Origin of the sequence: Providencia sp. PROV114, from assembly GCF_032704305.1 — a bacterium.
Classification (GTDB): Bacteria; Pseudomonadota; Gammaproteobacteria; order Enterobacterales; family Enterobacteriaceae; genus Providencia; species Providencia rettgeri.
In genome coordinates this window covers 1,523,725-1,545,268 of sequence record NZ_CP120528.1, presented here as the reverse complement: position 1 = coordinate 1,545,268, position 21,544 = coordinate 1,523,725, and the positions used below count along the sequence as shown (strand labels likewise).

Annotated in this window: 14 protein-coding genes; 10 read left to right on the top strand and 4 right to left on the bottom strand. The window is 40.6% G+C overall.

What is annotated here, in order from left to right:
• Positions 1 to 112 precede the first annotated feature (112 nt).
• From P3L37_RS06660 to fbpC, 6 genes are all read left to right on the top strand, one after another.
• Positions 113 to 739, top strand: coding sequence for a response regulator transcription factor (locus P3L37_RS06660; RefSeq protein ID WP_109911466.1), 627 nt, complete (start codon positions 113 to 115; stop codon positions 737 to 739).
• A 7-nt stretch (positions 740 to 746) separates the two neighbouring features.
• Positions 747 to 2,273: an MASE1 domain-containing protein gene (locus P3L37_RS06655; protein WP_109911465.1), complete on the top strand. Its 1,527-nt coding sequence runs from the start codon at positions 747 to 749 to the stop codon at positions 2,271 to 2,273.
• Positions 2,274 to 2,352: 79 nt separating this feature from the next.
• Complete coding sequence (uhpC, locus tag P3L37_RS06650; RefSeq protein ID WP_226537939.1) at positions 2,353 to 3,705, top strand: MFS transporter family glucose-6-phosphate receptor UhpC; 1,353 nt, start codon at positions 2,353 to 2,355, stop codon at positions 3,703 to 3,705.
• Between the two features lie 14 nt (positions 3,706 to 3,719).
• Complete coding sequence (locus P3L37_RS06645; RefSeq protein WP_004912741.1) at positions 3,720 to 4,751, top strand: ABC transporter substrate-binding protein; 1,032 nt, start codon at positions 3,720 to 3,722, stop codon at positions 4,749 to 4,751.
• A 202-nt stretch (positions 4,752 to 4,953) separates the two neighbouring features.
• A complete protein-coding gene (locus P3L37_RS06640) occupies positions 4,954 to 7,032 on the top strand; it encodes an ABC transporter permease (RefSeq protein ID WP_109911463.1) in 2,079 nt (692 codons plus the stop codon).
• Positions 7,033 to 7,048: 16 nt separating this feature from the next.
• Positions 7,049 to 8,098: a ferric ABC transporter ATP-binding protein gene (gene fbpC / locus P3L37_RS06635; protein ID WP_123382552.1), complete on the top strand. Its 1,050-nt coding sequence runs from the start codon at positions 7,049 to 7,051 to the stop codon at positions 8,096 to 8,098.
• 114 nt (positions 8,099 to 8,212) lie between these two features.
• Here fbpC and ulaG read toward each other — a convergent pair whose 3' ends face one another.
• Together ulaG and ulaR are read right to left on the bottom strand one after the other, a co-directional pair.
• Entirely contained in the window at positions 8,213 to 9,280 is a 1,068-nt protein-coding gene (gene ulaG, locus P3L37_RS06630; protein ID WP_110732038.1) for an L-ascorbate 6-phosphate lactonase, read from the bottom strand.
• A 115-nt stretch (positions 9,281 to 9,395) separates the two neighbouring features.
• Positions 9,396 to 10,151, bottom strand: coding sequence for an HTH-type transcriptional regulator UlaR (gene ulaR, locus P3L37_RS06625; RefSeq protein WP_238562712.1), 756 nt, complete (start codon positions 10,149 to 10,151; stop codon positions 9,396 to 9,398).
• Between the two features lie 402 nt (positions 10,152 to 10,553).
• Here ulaR and P3L37_RS06620 point away from each other — a divergent pair, with 402 nt between their 5' ends.
• The 4 genes from P3L37_RS06620 (at position 10,554) to P3L37_RS06605 (ending at position 14,373) form a co-directional block, all read left to right on the top strand.
• On the top strand, positions 10,554 to 12,308 hold the full coding sequence (locus P3L37_RS06620) for a PTS ascorbate-specific subunit IIBC (protein ID WP_238562711.1): 1,755 nt from the start codon (positions 10,554 to 10,556) through the stop codon (positions 12,306 to 12,308).
• A gap of 72 nt (positions 12,309 to 12,380) precedes the next feature.
• A complete protein-coding gene (locus P3L37_RS06615; RefSeq protein WP_109911458.1) occupies positions 12,381 to 12,848 on the top strand; it encodes a PTS sugar transporter subunit IIA in 468 nt (155 codons plus the stop codon).
• 50 nt (positions 12,849 to 12,898) lie between these two features.
• A complete protein-coding gene (locus P3L37_RS06610) occupies positions 12,899 to 13,729 on the top strand; it encodes a Cof-type HAD-IIB family hydrolase (protein WP_238562710.1) in 831 nt (276 codons plus the stop codon).
• Entirely contained in the window at positions 13,726 to 14,373 is a 648-nt protein-coding gene (locus tag P3L37_RS06605; RefSeq protein WP_109911456.1) for a 3-keto-L-gulonate-6-phosphate decarboxylase UlaD, read from the top strand. Before P3L37_RS06610 ends, P3L37_RS06605 begins: the two co-directional genes overlap by 4 nt.
• A 125-nt stretch (positions 14,374 to 14,498) precedes the next feature.
• On the opposite strand, the gene P3L37_RS06600 is transcribed toward P3L37_RS06605, so the two are convergent.
• On the bottom strand, positions 14,499 to 17,075 hold the full coding sequence (locus P3L37_RS06600) for a calcium-binding protein (RefSeq protein ID WP_238562709.1): 2,577 nt from the start codon (positions 17,073 to 17,075) through the stop codon (positions 14,499 to 14,501).
• A 343-nt stretch (positions 17,076 to 17,418) separates the two neighbouring features.
• Positions 17,419 to 21,306, bottom strand: coding sequence for a phosphoribosylformylglycinamidine synthase (gene purL, locus P3L37_RS06595; RefSeq protein ID WP_109911454.1), 3,888 nt, complete (start codon positions 21,304 to 21,306; stop codon positions 17,419 to 17,421).
• Positions 21,307 to 21,544 lie beyond the last annotated feature (238 nt).

Genomic DNA, 21,544 nt, shown 5'->3' with positions numbered 1-21,544 from the left:
ATTGCTCGTCATTATGGATGAACAGCAGAATTTTACATTCTGCTGGTAGCTAATCTTTCTCGATATTGATATAAGATTTCCCAATATCCTACTCATCAAATTGATAAAAAATATGATAAAAATCGCTTTAGTTGATGACCACGTGGTTGTGCGTTCTGGTTTCGCTCAACTTTTAACACTGGAACCCGATATTTCTGTTGTTGGGCAATATGCGAATGCCCAAGAAGCTTGGCCTAATTTGCTTAATTTGGATATCGATGTCGCCATCATGGATATATCGATGCCAGATGAAAACGGTTTACAGCTTTTATCACGTTTACGTCAAAAAAAGCCTGATTTTCGCACCATTATATTGAGCATTTATGATACCCCAGCCTTTGTGCAAAGTGCTTTAGATGCGGGAGCCAGCGCGTATTTAACTAAACGTTGTGGCCCTGAAGAGTTAGTGCAAGCTGTTCGCTCTGTCCACCAAGGCGGCTGCTACTTATGTTCCGATGCTATGCGAGCACTACGCCACTCACCTCAACAACAGCAAAGCCTACATGAATTGACACCTCGGGAACGGGAAGTATTTGATTTATTAGTTGCTGGCTTGAGTGTAAAAGTGATCGCAGAGCAACTTGAATTAAGCCATAAAACCGTGCACGTTCACCGCGCAAATATATTAGGCAAATTGCAATGCGAAAATACCATCGACCTTGTTCACTACGCGCTAGAACATAATCTAATTTCACGGTAATTTAGGCATGAATAAAAGCTTACGGTTAACGCTGCAATCCATCTTCTTATTTTTTACTTATTCGCTGTTATGGATTGGGTTGTGGATCATCGGCTTTTATTTAAGTCAAAACAGTTTTCAGGCAACTTTATTTCTGCCGCAAGGCTTACGCCTAGCATTGATGATTATCCTTTGGCGACGCTACTGGCCAACACTGCTACTTAGCGAAGGGATATTAAATTTTTGGTTATCATCAGAGCAACTTCTCTTCCAACCTATTTTACTGTTATCACCGTTATTAAGTCTCGGTGTTGCTTTTGTTATTCAAAATATCTGGTGGCGTTATACGTTATATTGGCAGCGGTTATTATTATTACTCGCAGGCGTTGCGGCAAATAGTGTATTACATGCTTTATTATTCAGTGGGTTATCATCTTATTCCATTAGCCAATTATTCCTAACAACATTCACCGGAGGGATACTGCTTTCTCCTTTTGTTTACCTTATTTATGAATATCTACACGAACAGCACTACCAAATGCTCCTTGATTATGGGACGCCAGATAAGCAATTACGAACCTCTTTAATTGTTTGGTGTTTTCTATTTTGTGTCGTTGGGCTCAGCGCCCAAGTATTTTTTGCTCCCGAAATTGAACGGTTAATTGTCTTACTGGTGTTTATTCCTAACGTTTTTATGGCTTATCGTTATGGCTGGCAAGGTGGCGTACTTTCTGCATTATTAGGTAGTTTAATCATTACTTTTGCCCGGCAATTTCACGGTGCATTTGCTGATTTAGAAGAATTAGAAATGTTTCTCAGCACTCAAGCCTTAATTGGTATTGGCCTTGGGATAGCAATTAGCCGACAAAAACAGCTGGCGAGTAACCTACAACGTTATCGCCAACGCTTAGAAGAAGAACTAAAAACACGGCGCGACTTAATGTTGCAGCTCGTGCATACCGAAGAAGATATCAAAAAAGCGATTGCCCGTGAGCTGCATGATGAAATTGGGCAAAATATCACCGCGATTCAAATTCAGTCGATGTTAGTGAAAAAAACAGCAACAGATGACATCAGCCACCAAGCAGCAAGTCAAATAAATGAATTAGCGCAACAAATTCATCAATCTACGCGGCAATTATTGCGCCAGTTGCGCCCTCCTGTGTTAGATGAAATGTCGCTTGAAAATGCACTAACACACTTAATTGCTGAATTTTCTTTTCCACAGAATAATATTCAATGCCACTTTCATTATGGCTTACAAACAACACCGATCAATGAAACAGTGTTGTTTACGCTTTATCGCCTCGTCCAAGAGTTACTTAACAATATCAGTAAACATGCAAAAGCCACACAAATCCACATATCTCTTAAGCAAATAGGTGACTCGATCCAGCTTGTTGTTAATGATAATGGCGTCGGCATTCCATTTAGCAAACGCACTAGTGGCTTTGGGTTGCGCGGTATTGAGGAGCGAGTTCGAGCCTTAGGTGGTGATTGGACATTAACAACCCAAAACGGAACACAAATAAGTGTTAACTTGCCCACATTTTAAGATAAAACATCGCAAAACTAGGAATAATTCCTAGCCCTCTAATACCTTCTCTCATCCTTTTTGTTAAAAACTTGATTACATTTTCCTTAACAAGAGAAACCGCCCTATGACAGGTAAAGACACGTTGAGTCTGGATAACACGTATCGTTTTTGGCGTCGCCGCTTAATGCTATCAATGATTATTGGTTATGCCACTTTTTACCTCACACGAAAGAGTTTTAACTTCGTGATGCCTGTTATGCAAAACGAACTGTTTCTCGATAAAAGTGACATAGGTTGGATAGCGACGTCGTTTTATTTGACTTACGGAATCTCCAAGTTTCTTTCAGGGATTTTCCACGATATTACAGGATACCGTTGGTTTATGGGGGTTGGCTTAGTGATGACGGGGTTACTCAACATCATTTTTGCCTATTGCTTATCGTTTCCAGCGTTATTAATTGTTTGGACATTAAATGGCTTTTTCCAAGGTTGGGGTTGGCCGCCTTGTGCACGCATTCTAACGCACTGGTATTCACGTAATGAACGTGGCTTTTGGTGGGGATTATGGAATATCTCCATCAACCTTGGGGGAATGTTACTACCCTTGCTTACCGCATTATTGGCGACCCAATACAGTTGGCAAATGGCCTTAATTGTCCCTGGTGTTATTGGTGTCATTATTGGGCTGTGGTTATGTCGTCAATTACGTGGCACACCGCAAGAAGAGCAGCTTCCAAGCGTTGGGCAGTGGCGACACGATGTTTTGGAGTTGCGCCAAGAGCGCTTATCGCCGCCAATGCCAATGCTAGTGATATTAAAAGATGCCATCATTTTTAACCGTATGATTTGGTTACTGGGCTTCTCCTATATTTTGGTTTATCTCATTCGCATGGCGATAAATGATTGGGGAAATCTATGGTTAACAGAGAAACATGGCACCAATTTACTCAGTGCGAATGCAACATTATCGTTATTTGAGCTGGGCGGATTATTAGGGGCACTCTGCTCTGGTTGGGGCTCTGATATTCTGTTTCGTGGCCAACGAGCGCCTATGATCCTGCTGTTTTCATTGGGTCTTTGTGTCTCAGTAAGTGCCTTATGGTTAACGCCAATTCATCACTATGCTTTATTGGCTGCATGCTTCTTTGCGATTGGATTTTTTGTTTTTGGACCACAAATGTTAATCGGTCTAGCTGCAACAGAATATTGTCATAAAAAAGCAGCTGGAGCGGTAACAGGTTATCTCGGTTTGTACGCCTATTTAGGGGCGGCGATTGCCGGGTGGCCACTCTCTCAAGTCATTGCACATTATGGTTGGTCAGGCATGTTTTCCTTACTTGCCAGTGCCGCGGCTTTGATGGGATTACTGCTAATGCCTCTATTGATTGCCAATGTCAGCAAACGAGAGCATTTGGCGGGCACTGTTTCACCCTCTGATAATAAAACCTGAATAAAGGACTGACAATGAAACTGAAAACTCTCTCTACGCTTGTTGCTGCAGGCTTATCCCTTGCAGCTATTACTACCACTGCAAATGCTGCGGGCCGTTTAGTTGTTTACTGTAGCGCCACTAACGCCATGTGTGAAACTGAAACACAAGCTTTTGCTAAGAAATATGATGTCAAAACCACCTTTGTACGTAATGGTTCTGGCAGTACGTTAGCCAAAATCGAAGCTGAAAAACGAAACCCACAAGCTGACGTGTGGTACGGCGGTACATTAGACCCACATTCACAAGCAGGGGAAATGGATTTACTTGAACCATACAAATCGCCAAATCTGGCTGAAATCATGCCACAATTCCAAGACCCTGCAAAACGTAAAGGTAATTACTCTTCCGCAGTTTACATCGGTATTTTAGGGTTTGGCGTTAACAAAGACCGCCTAAAAGAGAAAGGGTTACCTATCCCAACTTGCTGGAAAGATTTAACCAAACCTGAATATAAAGGCGAAATTCAAATTGCAGACCCACAAAGTTCAGGAACCGCTTATACCGCATTAGCCACTTTCGACCAATTATGGGGTAATGAGCAAGCCTTTGATTACCTTAAAAAATTAAACTCAAATATCTCTCAATATACTAAGTCAGGTATTGCCCCAGCACGTAACGCCGCTCGCGGTGAGTCGGCCATTGGTATTGGCTTTTTACATGATTATTCATTAGAAGTGGAAAATGGCGCGCCATTAGAGCTTATCGCACCATGCGAAGGTACTGGCTATGAAATTGGCGGGATCAGTATCCTGAAAAATGCACGCAATATGGATAACGCGAAACTGTTTGTTGATTTCGTCTTATCGAAAGAAGCCCAAGAGTTAAGTTGGAAAGAAGGAAAATCTTACCAAATCTTAACCAATACGACAGCTGAGTCATCTCCTATTTCTTTAAAACTCAATGAGTTAAACCTAATTAATTACGATATGGACAAATACGGTGATGCTGATGTCCGTAAGAACCTTATCAATAAATGGGTAACAGAAGTCAAAATGAGCAAATAGCTATCTCGTGCGGTGGCCATCCACCGCACTGAGCTCTTACTAAACTAAAATAAAAATTAAATTTAATTAAGCTCTGAATAATTTGAGTTGTCGCCAGCGCCGCATGACGTTATCCCTAAACGCATACAAAAGTATGTGACTGGGGTAATGGAGTGAAGCCAACACTGTGACAGCGCAATATATGACGAGCTTAGGGGGAACTATGTCTCAAACCCTAACCTTATCGACCTCAACCAAAAAAGATAGCATATTTTTTTGGCTGCTGATTGCTTGGCTAGGTTTCGCGTTGCTGCCTTCTTGGAGCTTAGACTATGGCGTACTTGACTCAACACAAGACGAAATCATAGCGGCTTACGGTTGGAGCAACCTAAACATTAGCTGGCTCTGGTATTTATTGCCTTCTATTTTATTTATTCGCCCGTTAACACCAGCGGATCGTTACCATAAAACCCGCCATTATTTCGATATTGGCGTGGCGGTTGTCACCGCAGCCGTGGTGATCTTAACCTCCTATTTTGAAGGAAAAGGGTTAGGTTACTCAACTATTGTACTATTTATCGCCTTGGGTATGGTGATGACACTGGCGTTAACTCGACTTGAGTGGCTCGGTGGAGACCAATTCGTTATTGGCTCGCTGATCACCGTTGTTGCTTTGATAACCCTGTTTATTGTGTTCCCGAGTGTCGCTATTTTCATTCCGATGTTTACTGATGGAAATGGGGACTTTGCACCATTCGCCTTTGTGGCAATTTTGACGCAATCTCATATTGTCCAAGTTATTATTAACTCAGTATTTTTATCGTTAGCGGTAGGGGCTGGCTGTACTTTCTTTGGCTTAATTTTAGCCATTTATACGACGCGTATTGCTAAACGCTCTGCCATCATTGGCCGTGTTTTTTCTATTTTGCCTATCGTCACTCCGCCATTTGTGGTTGGCTTAGGGGTCACCTTGATGATGGGGCGTTCGGGCTATATTACTGAATTCCTTGCGACCTATATGGGTCTGGAAAATACCAACTGGTTATATGGCTTCACCGGTATTTGGTTGGCTCAAGTCCTCGCATTTACCCCTATGTCATTTATGATTTTAGATGGGGCAATTAAAACCATTCATCCATCATTAGAAGAAGCGTCGTACACACTGCGGGCAAACCGCTACCAAACGTTCTTTAATGTGTTTATGCCATTACTGAAACCTGCTTTGGCGAACGCATTTTTAATCGTCATTGTGCAATCGCTTGCTGACTTTAGTAACCCATTGGTTTTAGGCGGTAACTTCGACGTACTCGCAACGCAAATTTACTTTTATATCACCGGTTCACAGCTGGATTATCAAGCCGCCAGTACCTTGGGTGCATCACTATTAGTGTTCTCACTATTAGTCTTCTGCGTGCAGTATATGTGGATAGGTAAACGCTCCTATGTCACCGTATCAGGAAAATCTTACCGTGGTGATGTTCAGCCTTTACCAACGTCATTAATTGCCACTGTGACCACTTTCTTAGCGATTTGGGTTGCATTTAACGTATTGTTATACGGCAGTATTTTCTACGGTAGCTTTACAGTTAACTGGGGTGTTGATTACACCTTAACCTTCGATAACTTTATTAAATTATTCGGTCAAGGAATGAGCGATGGTGCGTGGCCATCATTGTTAGATACCCTTCTGTACGCCGGTATTGCCGCCCCCATCACCGCGATCCTCGGTTTATTAATTGCCTATATCGTAGTTCGCCAAGAGTTCCGCGGTAAAAAGACTATCGAATTTACCACGATGCTGTGCTTTGCCGTACCAGGAACAGTTGCGGGCGTGTCATACATCTTAGCCTTTAACGATTCCCCGTTTTATTTAACGGGAACTGCCGCTATCGTTATTATATCAATGACCATGCGTAACGTTCCTGTCGGGATCCGTGCAGGTATTGCAGGCTTAGGGCAAATTGATAAATCGTTGGATGAAGCCTCTCTCAGCTTACGGGCGGGTTCAATGCGTACCATCTTCTTTATCTTACTGCCATTGTTGCGCCCAGCCATTTTATCAGCGCTGATCTATAGCTTTGTCCGTGCGATCACCACGGTCAGTGCGATTGTATTCTTGGTTACTCCTGATACTCGCGTCGCTACAGCCTATATTTTGAACCGTGTAGAAGACGGTGAATATGGCGTTGCTATTGCCTATGGCTCAATCCTGATTGTCGTAATGTTGGCAATTATTTTCTTATTTGACTATTTGATTGGCGAAGCCCGTGTTTCACGTTCCAAAGCCAAAAATGCAGAGTAATCACGGAGTAACTGACATGACACAACATAATTTTGTTGAACTAAAAAATGTGACTAAACGCTTTGGCAACAATACCGTCATCGATGATTTAAGTCTTTCTATTCCGCAAGGTAGCATGGTGACCCTACTCGGCCCATCCGGTTGCGGTAAAACTACCGTATTACGCCTAGTGGCGGGGTTAGAAAAACCCACTGAAGGCCGCATGTTTATTGATGGCGAAGATGTGACAGACCGTTCAATTCAACAGCGTGATATTTGTATGGTTTTCCAATCCTACGCCCTATTCCCACATATGTCGTTAGGGGATAATGTCGGTTATGGCTTAAAAATGTTAGGATTACCCAAAGCGGAAATTAAAAAACGAGTTGAAGAAGCATTAGAGTTAGTGGATTTGGCCGGTTTTTCTGACCGTTTTGTTGACCAAATTTCTGGAGGTCAGCAGCAGCGTGTAGCCTTAGCTCGTGCATTGATACTCAAGCCTAAAGTGCTATTATTTGATGAGCCATTAAGTAACTTGGATGCAAATTTGCGTCGTAGCATGCGTGAAAAAATTCGTGAGTTACAGCAACAGTTCAATATCACCTCTTTATATGTCACCCATGACCAAAGCGAGGCTTTTGCGGTTTCGGATATGGTTCTAGTGATGAATAAAGGGAAAATCATGCAGTTAGGTTCACCGCAAGAGCTATACCGCCAGCCAGCGTCAAAATTTATGGCGAGCTTTATGGGGGATGCAAATATTTTCCCTGCAACTCTTAGCGCTGACTCGGTGGATATTTTCAATTATCGTTTACCGCGTCCAGAGCAGTTTGTTACAGATAAAACTGCGGTGACTGTGGGGGTTCGTCCTGAAGCCATCACACTGAGTTTGCAAGGCGAAGATAGCCAATGCTGCACAGTTACTCACGTTGCTTATATGGGACCTCAATACGAGGTCACTGTTGATTGGCACGGTCAATCTATGTTACTGCAAATTAATGCGACGCAGTTGCAACCCACTATTGGGGAAAAACTTTATTTGCAGATCCACCCATACGGCATGTTTATCTTAACCGAAAAAGAATAATTTCTAATTCAATCACTTAAACCGTCACTTCATGGTGACGGTTTTTTTCGTTATTAAGTCCAAATAAAAAAGCAGAAAAGTTTCCCCTTCTGCTTTTCTTAACAAGCCAATTATTTATAAAAATGCTTTATATGGTAATTCAGGTTCATTTTTGAAAATATCACTAAAGCCACGGAAATGTTGATAATGCATGCGGTCTTTATCTGTTGGATAAGTATATCTCCCACCCACTTGCCAGAAGAACGGGGCAAATTTATATTGCAAACGCTCTTTTTTCATATTCCACAACACTTCTATTTCACGCGGGTCATTTTGGAAGTTTGCCCAAATATCATGGTGGAATGGAATAACCCGCTCACAATCTAATGATTCTGCTGCACGTAAAATATCCGATGACGTCATTTTATCCGTCACACCACGTGGGTTTTCGCCAAAAGAAAGCAGTGCGACATCAATATTGTAACGGTTACCATGCGCCGCATAATAGTTTGAATAATGTGAATCGCCGGAATGATAAATAGAGCCGCCAGTTGTTTCTATCAAGTAGTTCACCGCACGAGAATCCATGCCATCTAAAATTTGCTTATCAGTGGAAGAAACACCCTGTGGCAATGTCACCAATGCTGTGCGGTCAAATGAATCTAACACACGGATTTTCATATCCCCTACTTCCAGTACATCGCCAACTTTGGCGACTACACAACGCTCTACTGGTACGCCCCACTTAATCCATAAATCCACACAGGCTTGAGGACCAATAAATTTAACGTGGTCGCCGCAATTTTGCATTACCGCCGCCGCCACATTCACATCAATATGGTCAGCATGGTCATGAGAGGCTAGAATCGCATCAACTTCTTTAATGGCAAACGGGTCTAAAGGGAAAATTGCGGTTCGTAAGTTTGGTTGTAGCGCTTCAACTCCCCCCATGCGCATCATTTGGTGTTGCTTATTCATCAATGGATTTTTTTGTGTTTTTTTCCCTGTTCCACACCAAAAATCGATACAAACATTGGTATTTCCCTCACTTTTTAACCAAATCCCTGTGCATCCTAGCCACCACATTGAAAAGGTATTAGGTTCAACAACCGTTTTTTCAATTTCTTCATTTAGCCACGTTCCCCACTCAGGAAATGTACTTAAAATCCAAGATTCACGTGTGATTTCATTAACTTTGCTCATAGTCATAATACCTTTTTCAAGAATTTTAGATGTAGGGAGCCTGATGCCTTAATCGAGAAATTAAGGCATGAAGGCTGAATTGGTTTAAATGTTAAAAATTAGGTATACGACGGAATTAAACCAGTATCACTCGCGTGCCCTGTGCGGCAATCGCTTTGATAACCTCAGAGTTGGCATTTCTTCCAGTAATAAGAACATCTATCTTATTAGCTGGGCAAAATAACATTCCGGTTCGATGACCCACTTTGGAACTGTCTACAACAACAACTAATTTATCAATTTGGTCAAGCATTTGCTGCTCTGCAACCGCAGTCAGCATGTCAGCTTTATATAATCCAGCTTCCGTTAACCCTTTACCTGAAGTAAACATCCAGTTACCTGCATAGCCCATTAACGTGTTCAAAGCCGGATTCAAAAAAATGTTTTGTGCTTTGTTATACTGCCCACCGATTAGAATGACGTCATCATGGTCTTGGTCAATCAAATAGCTCGCTAATGGAAAATAATTAGTCACAATTTGTACGTTTTTCCCGCATAATTGCTGCCCTAACATAAACGCGGTAGAACCACAGTTAATAACAGCGCTTTCCCCAGGAAGACAAAGCGCTGCCGCTCTAATTGCGATTTCAGCTTTTTCTTCATAGTGCTCGGTACTGTTAATGTTTAACGGTGTCCACTTACGTTTTTTATTTTCAATACGTTCAGCGCCATTACGGATTTTCCGCAATTTACCTTGCTCATCTAACTTTGAAATATCACGACGAGCTGTTGCAGGAGACACACTAAATTGTTCGGTAATATGAGAAACATTGATCACTCGATGTGTTTCCAATAACGACAATATTTCATTGTGTCTTTGCACTTCATTCATAATCATCGCCTTATTAGTTAATAATCACCTTGATGATGGATTATGATTCAAAATGATTATTGGTGATTGGTTTTGATTCTATTTATCTCACTTACTATTGTCAACCTTTGCTCAGGTAAAAAAACAACATTTGACAAATATAAATTTACTCTATTGATATATAAGATAATTTTAAATTTTACGTGATCAGGTCGCCATTTATTTATTTTTTTGCTGGTAAAAAAACGCACAAATGAGAACAATCAAAAAAGAGCAATTGATGATTACATATGATCACATTTGATTTTTGCGAGACTGATTAGTCGCTTTAAATGATTATATCGCAATAACACCAGATACGATCAATATGATTAATCTCTGACCCAGATAAATTACAAATACAATTTGATTAGAGGTAAAAATATGGATTTTTTATACGACGCTTTCTATATTTTTTACAGCCAAGTAATGACAAAAGCGCCTCTATTATTAGGCTTAGTCACATTTATCGGTTATTGGCTATTAAAGCGCGATGGCACGACAATCCTCAAAGGGACAATCAAAACGATTGTTGGTTTTATGCTAGTTGGCGTGGGTGCCAGTACCTTAGTGTCCAGTTTTAAACCCGTCATCGAAAAAATGTCTGAATACCATGGACTTACAGGGTCAGTTATTGACCCATATACATCAATGATGGCCACCATGGAAGCGATGGGAGATAACTATTCATGGGTGGGCTATACCGTGTTGTTAGCTCTCGCAATTAATATTCTTTTAGTCCTTTTCCGCCGCGTCACCGGTATTCGTACCATTATGCTGACAGGGCATATTATGTTTCAACAAGCAGGCTTGATCGCTGTTTTCTATTTTGTACTCGGGACGAGCATGTGGGAAACCATTATTTATTCTGCGGTATTAATGGCGCTGTATTGGGGGATTTCTTCCAATATTATGTTTAAACCGACGCAAGAAGTGACGGGTGGAGCCGGATTCTCAATTGGTCATCAGCAACAATTTGCCTCATGGATAGCAACCAAAGTTGCTCCGAAACTGGGCGATAAAAAAGACAGCGTAGATAATTTAAAACTGCCCAAATGGTTGCATATATTCCATGACAGCATTTCCGCCACCGCCATTGTGATGACCTTATTCTTTGGCGTTATTCTGATTTCTTTTGGCATTCCCAACCTACAAACCATGGCAGGTACCACTCACTGGACTATTTATATCATTGAAACGGGTTTAAAATTTGCCGTTGCCATCCAAATCATTGTTACCGGTGTACGCATGTTTGTCGCTGAATTATCTGAAGCTTTCAAAGGTATTTCAGAGCGCGTGATCCCCAATGCTGTTCTTGCGATTGACTGCGCCGCTATCTATGCATTCTCCCCTAATGCCATGGTATTTGGTTTTATGTGGGGTGCTATCGGGCAATTTGTTGCGGTACTCGGTATGTTGGCATTCAACTCCCCCATTATGATCATTCCAGGCTTTATCCCTATGTTCTTCTCGAACGCCACTATCGGTATTTTTGCCAACCATTTTGGGGGTTGGAAAGCCGTCATGAAAGTGTGTTTCGTGATGGGTATCATTGAAGTATTGGGTTCAGCTTGGGCAATCAGCTTAATTAATAGCCAAGGTACGGACTTTAGTGGTTGGATGGGTATGGCCGACTGGGCGCTCGCCTTCCCTGTCATTATGCAAGGTTTATCCTTCTCTAAAATTTTCTTCTTTGTCGTTGTCGCCCTCTCCCTTGTCTATATGTATTTTGCTGCAAAGAAACTTCGCGCCGAAGAAGATGCACAAAACCCAATCGAAACTGAAATGGAAACCAATGAAGAAGTCGAAGCTGCATCTATTGAACATAATGGTACTAAGCCTGTACGTATCTTAGCAGTTTGCGGCAATGGACAAGGCTCGTCCATGATGATGAAAATGAAAATTGGCCAGTACCTCGAAAAGAAAGGCATTCCTCATGTGATGGATTCTTGTGCAGTCTCCGATTATAAATCGAAATTACCAGCAACTGATATTATCGTTTCCTCTAAACACCTTAGTGCAGAAATGGATCCGGGTGATGGTAAATTCATTCTTGGCGTACAAAATATGCTCAACCCCAACTCATTTGGTGATGAACTACTCGATATCATACATACCAATTTTATAGGGAATAAATAGCATCACTCATGGGTATAGATATCGCTCATAACGGTATCTATTCACTTAATGTATAAAAATAGGAAGGCAATGATGGGATTTAAACAATCATTAATCGACAATAATTCGATACAGCTACAAGCATCCGCTGATAACTGGCGTGATGCCATTAAGATAGGCACAGACTTGCTCATCGCTTCAGGTGCGATAAAACCTAGCTATCATAAAGCAATTATCAACAGTATTGAAAAACTTGGGCCTTATATTTGTATCGCACCTAATTTAGCGCTTCCTCACGCAAGGCCTGAAGACGGGGTACTAAAAACCGCTTTTGCTTTAGTCACACTGGAAAAACCGATTGTTTTTGATGGCGAAGATGAGCCTGTTGACGTACTTATCACCTTGGCAGGCAGTTCATCCGATGAACATATGGAAGGTCTGATGGAAGTCACTCGTGTTCTCGATGATGAAGACAGTGAAACCGGCGTTGATCTTGAAAAACTACGCCGTTGCCGCACGATTGATGATGTTTATCAGGTTATTGATCAAGCATTATGCTAATTTAATGAAAATAAAAGAAAATCATTAATTAGCGATAGAGGTAATCAACTATGTATAACGTATTAGCGCTTGATTTGGATGGAACGGTTTTAACTCAAGAACATACGATCCACCCTGCAGCCAAACAAGCCATTCAACAAGCAGCAAAACAATGCCACGTCATGATAGTCACTGGTCGCCACCATACTGCAGCCCGTCCCTACTATGATGAACTCGGGCTAACTACGCCGATTATTTGTTGCAATGGTACTTATATCTATGATTACCAAAATGAAAAAGTTATCACGCACAATGCCCTTACCAAAGAGAATGCACTGACATTCATCGAATTAGCACAGAACGATAAACTGAAAATGGTGATGTACATCACCGATGCCATGGTGTATTCAAAAATCGACCCTATCGATTACATGAGTGCAATGGAACAGTGGGCTAACGACCCAACCATGGCTCATCCACCGAAAATTTATCGCATTGATTCATTTGAAGAACAAGTCCAGCAGGCTGACTATATTTGGAAGTTCGTCGTCGAAGGTGAACCGTCTACGTTAGAACGTTTCTTAAATTCCCCTTGGATTAAACAAACTTTTAATGCCGAAAAATCATGGTCAAACCGTTTCGACTTTGCCGCAAAAGGCAATAACAAAGGAACGCGTTTAGCAGAATATCTTAACTCTCAAGGTTATAACTCAAACCAAGTTATCGCTGTTGGTGATAACCACAACGATATCTCCATGATTGAGCTAGCGGGCCTAGGCGTAGCAATGAAAAATGCCGATGACACGGTGAAATCCCATGCGAATGCTATCTGTGCTACAGATAATAACGGTGATGGCCTTGCGCGTCTAATCCATGAAAATATTTTAGGACAATCACAATGACAAAGCCTTTGATCCAAATTGCATTAGACCAAACCAACTTACCTGCCGCACTCGAAGTGGCTGAAAATGTACACACTTTCGTTGATATTATTGAGGTGGGTACAATTTTAGCGTTCGCTGATGGCATGAATGCGGTCTCTACTTTACGTCAAAAATACCCTAATCACATTCTGGTTTGCGATATGAAAACCACCGATGGGGGAGCCATTTTATCGAGAATGGCATTTGAAGCAGGAGCAGATTGGATCACAGTCTCAGCCGCGGCGCATATTGCCACTATTGCTGCCTGCAAAAAAGTTGCCGATGAGTTTAATCGTGAGATCCAAATTGAAATTTATGGTAATTGGACTTTTGAAGATGCCAAAAATTGGGTCGATTTAGGTATTTCCCAAGCGATTTACCACCGCTCCCGCGATGCTGAACTCGCCGGTATTGGCTGGACCAATGAAGATATCGAAAAAATGCGAAAACTGTCTGATTTAGGGCTAGAACTGTCCATTACTGGCGGTATCGTGCCGGAGGATATCCATTTATTTAACGGTATCAAGGCCAAAGCCTTTATTGCTGGCCGTGCATTAGTGGGCGATAAGGGTAAAAAAACGGCAGAAGCATTACGTGAGCAAATCAACCGTTTTTGGGCCTAAATGGCGCTAAATATGTTTCTTAGTTAAGCCCTAAAACCAACAAAAATTTTAGGGCTTTTAATTTTATTCAATCTTTTTATAAAGTTTAAAAAAAGCAACGTATTAATAGACTATTCTTTATAAACTTACCTTTTTGACAAAAAATTGTTCACAAGCTGAGTAGGTTGCCAATCACTATTTATTCTTTCAAAATCATGAGTCCCAACGCTGTTATATTCATCTTGTAATCGCATTTCAGCTAAAGTATTCACTAAATAATCAAGCTTTTGTGCTGTCGTATATTTTTGGGCACCCGGCAAGGAATTATGATGAATAACGACTGGTGCTTGATTATTTTTGTGCTGGATAAGAGTAACTTTATAACCGGACTCTGAACTGAACACATAGCGAGCCATTTCATTTTGGTTATCAGATTCTAATATTTCTGGTGTTTTATTAAAGCTAATTAAGTGTATTGTGTCTTTATCACTATAGCGATGGATAACGCTTTCCCCTGTGAATTCCCCATTAACAATAAATGTATTCTCCCCTTTATTGTCACTTAACAATCCATTATGACCATTTGCAATAAGCACATCATTCCCAGCACCACCAAATAAATCAATATTTCCTTCGTCTGCATATAAAACATTATGACCAGCAGCATTGTGTGCCATAGATATACTGCCTATATTCATCTTTGCTTTAAATACTCGTCCATGTTGGCTTTCATCAGCTATTTTATATTGATTTTTTGTTAAATTTATAACTAACTGAGAAGGATTTGAATCCTCCGCAATATTAATTTCAGGTAAAGATAAATCTATTTTTGAGTGCTCTGTATTTTCAAAAAAATCTTTAAAAGCAAGCATCGGCTGCCATGGTAATAATGGATGTTCTCTTTTCCAGTACTGCTTGTGCTCAGCTAGATACCTTACCATATGGCTCATACTTTCTTTAACATCGTTAGGAATATTATCAGGAAGTTTGTCATAATGGTGAATGTGATTTCTATTTATTTCGTTAGACGATATTATCTTTATTTTCACCTCACGTAATGTTGAAATTGACTTAAACACCTGATACTTCATTCCATTTTCTTCTACTTCTTTATATTTTTTATTAAAATACATTAAGTGGATATCATTAATACCATTGGTATCATCAATAATTGTTGTTCCAGTACCTTTGGAACCATCAACAATATAGTGGTCATTACCATGATTGCCATTTAAAATATCATTACCTAAATCAGAAAGTAATAAATCCCCTTGCTTACCGCCATTAACTACATCATTCCCCTGCCCACCATATAAAACATTCATTCCCTTATAGGCTATCAGTTTGTCGTTACCATTACCGCCATTAGCAATCACACCTTTCTCACTATAATTATTAATTTCATCATCCCCACCTAGTGCATCAATAATAGCACCTTGATAGGATTCACCTCTTCTAAGATAGAATATATCCGATTGTTCAGTAAATAAACCGGTTGTCTTTTTAGTTACTATTTCATGCCCTTTGCTATTTAAATTAATCTTAATTAAATTATCATTTGCATCCTTAATATATATATGCTGAAAGTCCTTATTTTCATAACCGACAAATTTGATATCCAGTTTTCTATCATTAAACATATTGGTAAAATATATTGATTGACCGTCTGTATGTAACTGACCTCCATATTCATCAGGTGATTTTATAATAATGCTACTATCACGAGCATCCCTTCCCTCCAAATTACCTAGATTAATAGTCAATTCTGATTGAATAAGATCACTGGGTTTTAATTGATAAATATCATTCCCTTTTGTTGCTGTAATATAACTATTTCTATTAACCATTGTTAAATAATCATTACCGTCACCACCTCTATAAGTTAGGTTTTTAATATTTCCATTAAAATTGAAATAACCCCATGAAGGAGAACAGTACCCATGATTATTAATAATTATACTTTGCTTTTCTTGATTGATTTTGACTTTATCACTTTCATTACTTCTCTTAAGATAATCATTATCTTGAAGATAGGTAATCTCATAAAATTTTTCCGAATTTTTCTTATCACTATTATTATTTAAAATCGGATTTAAACAAAACCCATCATGTGTATAGAGCTGGTAATGATGCTTTAGTTTTTTCCCATTTAAAGTATCTTGATAAGCATTTTTTAATGTAATATTTAGTACTAAAACATCTGAGATTTTATATGGCGATTTTGCCTTTATTGTTAATACTAGATCATTACCTATGCATTTTACGTTAACTATTTCCTTTAAAGTATACCCTAAGTGAACATCACTCTGACCTTTTGTATTCTCAACAATTCTCGCATTTAATTTAGTTATACTTTTATTTTTAACATTCTTCCATTGAAAACGGCGTAAATAATAATTATCATCACCATCCCCACCTCTCGCAACACCCGACCTAAAAATAAGATGATCGTTCCCACCATATCCATTAATAGAAGCTTTCATTACACCCGCATCTAAAATATTATTGTTTTTATTCCCTTTTATAAATAAATTGGATTCTATTTCCCCTGAAAAAAACACATTATTAGTATATTCCAATTTGACTTCATGCCCTTTAGCTTCACCTAAATTAAGATTTCTCTTCATTAAGTTAATATATATTGGTCCTTTATTAAGATAATTAGAATCTACAACTATCTTTTCAAAATCAATAATTTCCTTCAATTTACTTATCGCATCCATATTAACTCCTATCAAAATTCATTTGAATATAAACTGCTGAGCCATTCATTGACTTAGTAGCATTTAACATTTAATAATTTAACATTTAATTTATCTTTTAATTAAGAAGTTAATCTGATATATCAATAAAATTATTCATAAAACAAATTTAAAATTAATTAATATTTAAATAATAAAAACAAACTCGCATTATTCATATCCATTCAAATATAGCTAAAGTAAAAACAAATGATAATTTGTAAAAATAACATAATAAAAAAGCACTCTATCGCTTTAGTTTTATCCCTGACGATAGAGTGCTTGTATTCAAATTAGCCCAGCGACTAATTTATTAAAATACTTATTAGCCTAATTGCTTACGTGCATTACGGAAAATCCGCATCCATGGGCTGTCCTCTCCCCAATTTTCAGGGTGCCATGAGTTGCTTACCGTACGGAAAACACGCTCAGGATGCGGCATCATAATCGTTGCACGGCCGTCTTTCGATGTCACCGAAGTAATTCCATTAACTGACCCGTTCGGGTTAGCTGGATATTGCTCTGTCACTTGGCCATAGTTATTCACGAAACGCATCGCCACCAGCCCGTTATCTTCTAATTGCTGTAAATGTGCCGCTGCACGTGTTTCCACTTGCCCTTCACCATGAGAAACAGCAATAGGCATACGAGAGCCTGCCATATTTTGCAGTAATAACGATGGGCTATTCGCAATTTCTACTAAACTAAAGCGCGCTTCAAAACGTTCTGAACGGTTACGTACAAAGCGAGGCCAGAATTCCGCACCAGGGATCAGCTCATGTAAGTTCGACATCATCTGGCAACCATTACACACCCCAAGAGATAAGGTATCTGGGCGGTTAAAGAACGTAGCAAATTCATCACGAACTTTATTATTGAATAAAATAGATTTTGCCCAACCTTCACCCGCACCTAATACGTCCCCATAAGAGAAACCACCACAAGCCACCAATGTTTGGAATTGTTCCAAAGACAAGTTACCTGCAAGTAAATCACTCATGTGCACATCAACCGCATCAAAACCAGCACGGTCAAAAGCGGCGGCCATTTCCACATGCGAGTTCACGCCTTGTTCGCGTAAAACAGCCACTTTAGGGCGCACGCCTGACAAAATAAACGGCGCTGCGATGTCTTCTTCAATGTCATACGTCAGTTTCACATTCAAACCAGGGTCCTGGTTATCCTGTTTCATCGCATGCTCTTCGTCTGCACACACTTCGTTATCACGCAAGCGTTGCATTTGCCAAGTAGTTTCAGCCCACCATTGACGCAATAAACTACGAGATTCACGATATACAACCGTATCTCGGCTATTAATAATCACGACATCATCATGTATTGCAGAACCTAAATAATGAACGCAACCTGCCAGCCCTGCTTGCTCAAAACATTCTGCTACATACGCTCTATCGGCTTCATTAATTTGAATGACTGCTCCTAGCTCTTCGTTAAATAACGCCGCAAGCGTGTCTTCATCAAAAGAGCTGATATCAACATTAATACCGCAATGACCCGCAAAAGCCATTTCTACTAAAGTGACGAATAAACCACCGTCTGAGCGGTCATGGTAGGCTAGAAGTTTTTGCTCTGATAACAACTTCTGAATTGTATTAAAGAAGCCAAGTAATACTTCTGGACTGCGTACATCAGGGGCTTTATTACCTAACTGACGATATACCTGTGCGAGCGCAGAGCCGCCCAGCGCATTATTGCCTTGCCCAAGGTCAATTAATAACAAGGCATTATCATTAGTTACTTTTAATTCAGGTGTCACTGTCAAGCGAACATCTTCAACACGACCAAATGCACTAATCACCAAAGAAAGTGGCGAGGTCATTTCGCGTTCTTCGCCATCTTGCTGCCAACGCGTTTTCATTGACATGGAGTCTTTACCAACTGGGATAGTTAAACCTAACGCAGGGCACAGTTCTTCTCCTACCGCTTTAACCGCTTCATATAGACCTGCATCTTCACCAGGGTGCCCAGCTGCTGCCATCCAGTTAGCCGACAATTTAACGCGTTTTAAATCTTGCACATAAGAACATGCGATATTAGTTAATGCTTCCCCAACTGCCATTCGTGCTGATGCAGCAAAGTCTACCAATGCTACTGGTGTTCTTTCACCTATTGACATGGATTCCCCATAGTAGCTATCTAAGCTAGCGGTGGTTACCGCGCAGTCAGCAACAGGAATTTGCCATGGGCCAACCATCTGATCACGTGCCACCATACCCGTCACTGTGCGGTCACCAATGGTGATTAAGAATGTTTTTTCAGCTACTGCAGGCAAATGTAGAACACGCTTCACCGCTTCATTTAAATTAATCGCTGTTCTATCTAATGAATCGGGCTCTGCCTTTAATGTTGTTACATCACGCAGCATTTTTGGTGTTTTACCCAGTAAAACATCCAAAGGCATATCTATAGGTTGGTTAGAAAAGTGTTCATCATTCAGTGTTAAATGTCGCTCTTCAGTCGCCTCCCCAATCACGGCAAATGGCGCACGTTCACGTTCACAAATCGCCGTAAAGACAGAAAGCTGCTCAGGTGAAACTGCCATCACATAGCGCTCTTGAGACTCATTACACCAAACTTCTAGCGGGCTCATGCCCGGTTCATCATTAAGAATTTTACGTAACTCAAAACGTCCACCGCGGCCACCATCACTCACCAGCTCAGGCATGGCATTCGATAAACCACCTGCGCCCACATCGTGGATAAATAAGATAGGGTTATCATCACCAAGCTGCCAGCAACGGTCGATAACTTCTTGGCAACGGCGTTCCATTTCGGCGTTATCACGTTGTACCGAAGCAAAATCGAGATCTGCGTCTGATTGGCCTGATGCCATTGATGATGCAGCCCCGCCACCTAACCCAATGTTCATTGAAGGGCCACCGAGTACAATCAGTTTTGCACCAACCGTAATATCGCCTTTTTGTACGTGATCTGCACGGATGTTTCCGATACCACCCGCTAACATAATAGGCTTATGGTAACCACGTAATTCTTCACCATTGTGGCTGTTAACTTTTTCTTCATACGTTCTGAAATAACCTAATAGCGCAGGACGACCAAATTCATTATTGAATGCCGCCCCACCTAATGGCCCTTCCATCATAATATCCAAAGCCGTCACAATGCGCTCTGGTTTACCAAAATCTTCTTCCCAAGGCTGTTCAAAACCGGGAATGCGTAAGTTAGAAACAGAAAAACCGACTAAACCAGCTTTTGGCTTCGCGCCGCGCCCTGTTGCGCCTTCATCACGAATTTCACCGCCAGAGCCTGTTGCTGCTCCCGGCCATGGTGAAATCGCTGTTGGGTGGTTATGAGTTTCCACCTTCATTAAGATATGAGCATCTTCTTGGTGGTAGCGGTATGTACGTCCTTCAGGTTCAGGAAAAAAGCGGCCAACAGACGAACCTTCCATAACGGCGGCATTATCTTTATAAGCAGATAAAACATGGTCAGGTGTTTTTTCAAACGTATTTTTAATCATTTTAAACAGTGATTTAGGCTGTTTTTCACCATCAATTACCCAGTCTGCATTAAAGATTTTATGGCGGCAATGTTCTGAGTTTGCTTGCGCAAACATATAGAGCTCAACATCCGTTGGATTACGTTTTAACCCAGTAAATGCCTCTAACAGGTAATCAATTTCGTCATCGGCTAACGCGAGCCCCATTTCCCTGTTAGCTGTTTCCAATGCAAGGCGGCCACCTGTAATCACATCAATGGATTTCATTGGTGCCGGCTGTTGCTGCACAAACAGTGCGCTCGCTTGTTCAAAAGAAGAGAAAATGCTTTCCATCATGCGATCATGCAAAATGGCGATCACTTCATGCCACTGTTCTTGGGTCAATGCATCACCTTGAACATAATAAGCAATCCCGCGTTCGATACGCTTTACTTGGCGAAGACCACAGTTATGTGCAATATCGGTGGCTTTTGAAGACCACGGAGAGATAGTTCCCGGACGAGGAGTGACTAAAATAAGCTTACCGAATGGCTCGTGCTCAGCCAGAGAAGGACCATACTTTAACAAACTGCTCAGTTTGCCTTGCTCACTATCACTCAACGGCGCTGATAATTCAGCAAAGTGCATATACTCAGCATAGATATCCGTGACAGGAAGCTGTTTTTCTGCAAACAGCGCCAAAAGGCGGGTAATACGAAATGCTGATAGAGCAGGTGAACCACGCAAAATTTCCATCGTCTTAATTTCTCTCTTTTAAACGCCAGCCCTGAACATGAAAGCAGGGAAACCGGAACACATTATAGAGCAATGTTCATCAATACGAAACCGTTTGCGTGATTAAAAATAAAGCGATTAGTTAAATATTATTCTGTGCTAAATACGATAATATAGGTTGCACCGTTCCTAAATGTTGAGCAAAATAGCCGACTACTGGAATTATAACCATTACTTAGCCATACTCTTTTATGGACAT

Excerpts from the sequence above, each read along its gene's own strand:
- P3L37_RS06660 (WP_109911466.1), top strand. The coding sequence starts at position 113 with ATGATAAAAATCGCTTTAGTTGATGACCACGTGGTTGTGCGTTCTGGT.
- P3L37_RS06655 (WP_109911465.1), top strand. The coding sequence starts at position 747 with ATGAATAAAAGCTTACGGTTAACGCTGCAATCCATCTTCTTATTTTTT.
- P3L37_RS06645 (WP_004912741.1), top strand. The coding sequence starts at position 3,720 with ATGAAACTGAAAACTCTCTCTACGCTTGTTGCTGCAGGCTTATCCCTT.
- P3L37_RS06640 (WP_109911463.1), top strand. The coding sequence starts at position 4,954 with ATGTCTCAAACCCTAACCTTATCGACCTCAACCAAAAAAGATAGCATA.
- fbpC (WP_123382552.1), top strand. The coding sequence starts at position 7,049 with ATGACACAACATAATTTTGTTGAACTAAAAAATGTGACTAAACGCTTT.
- ulaG (WP_110732038.1), bottom strand. The coding sequence starts at position 9,280 with ATGAGCAAAGTTAATGAAATCACACGTGAATCTTGGATTTTAAGTACA.
- ulaR (WP_238562712.1), bottom strand. The coding sequence starts at position 10,151 with ATGAATGAAGTGCAAAGACACAATGAAATATTGTCGTTATTGGAAACA.
- P3L37_RS06620 (WP_238562711.1), top strand. The coding sequence starts at position 10,554 with ATGGATTTTTTATACGACGCTTTCTATATTTTTTACAGCCAAGTAATG.
- P3L37_RS06615 (WP_109911458.1), top strand. The coding sequence starts at position 12,381 with ATGGGATTTAAACAATCATTAATCGACAATAATTCGATACAGCTACAA.
- P3L37_RS06610 (WP_238562710.1), top strand. The coding sequence starts at position 12,899 with ATGTATAACGTATTAGCGCTTGATTTGGATGGAACGGTTTTAACTCAA.
- P3L37_RS06605 (WP_109911456.1), top strand. The coding sequence starts at position 13,726 with ATGACAAAGCCTTTGATCCAAATTGCATTAGACCAAACCAACTTACCT.
- P3L37_RS06600 (WP_238562709.1), bottom strand. The coding sequence starts at position 17,075 with ATGGATGCGATAAGTAAATTGAAGGAAATTATTGATTTTGAAAAGATA.
- purL (WP_109911454.1), bottom strand. The coding sequence starts at position 21,306 with ATGGAAATTTTGCGTGGTTCACCTGCTCTATCAGCATTTCGTATTACC.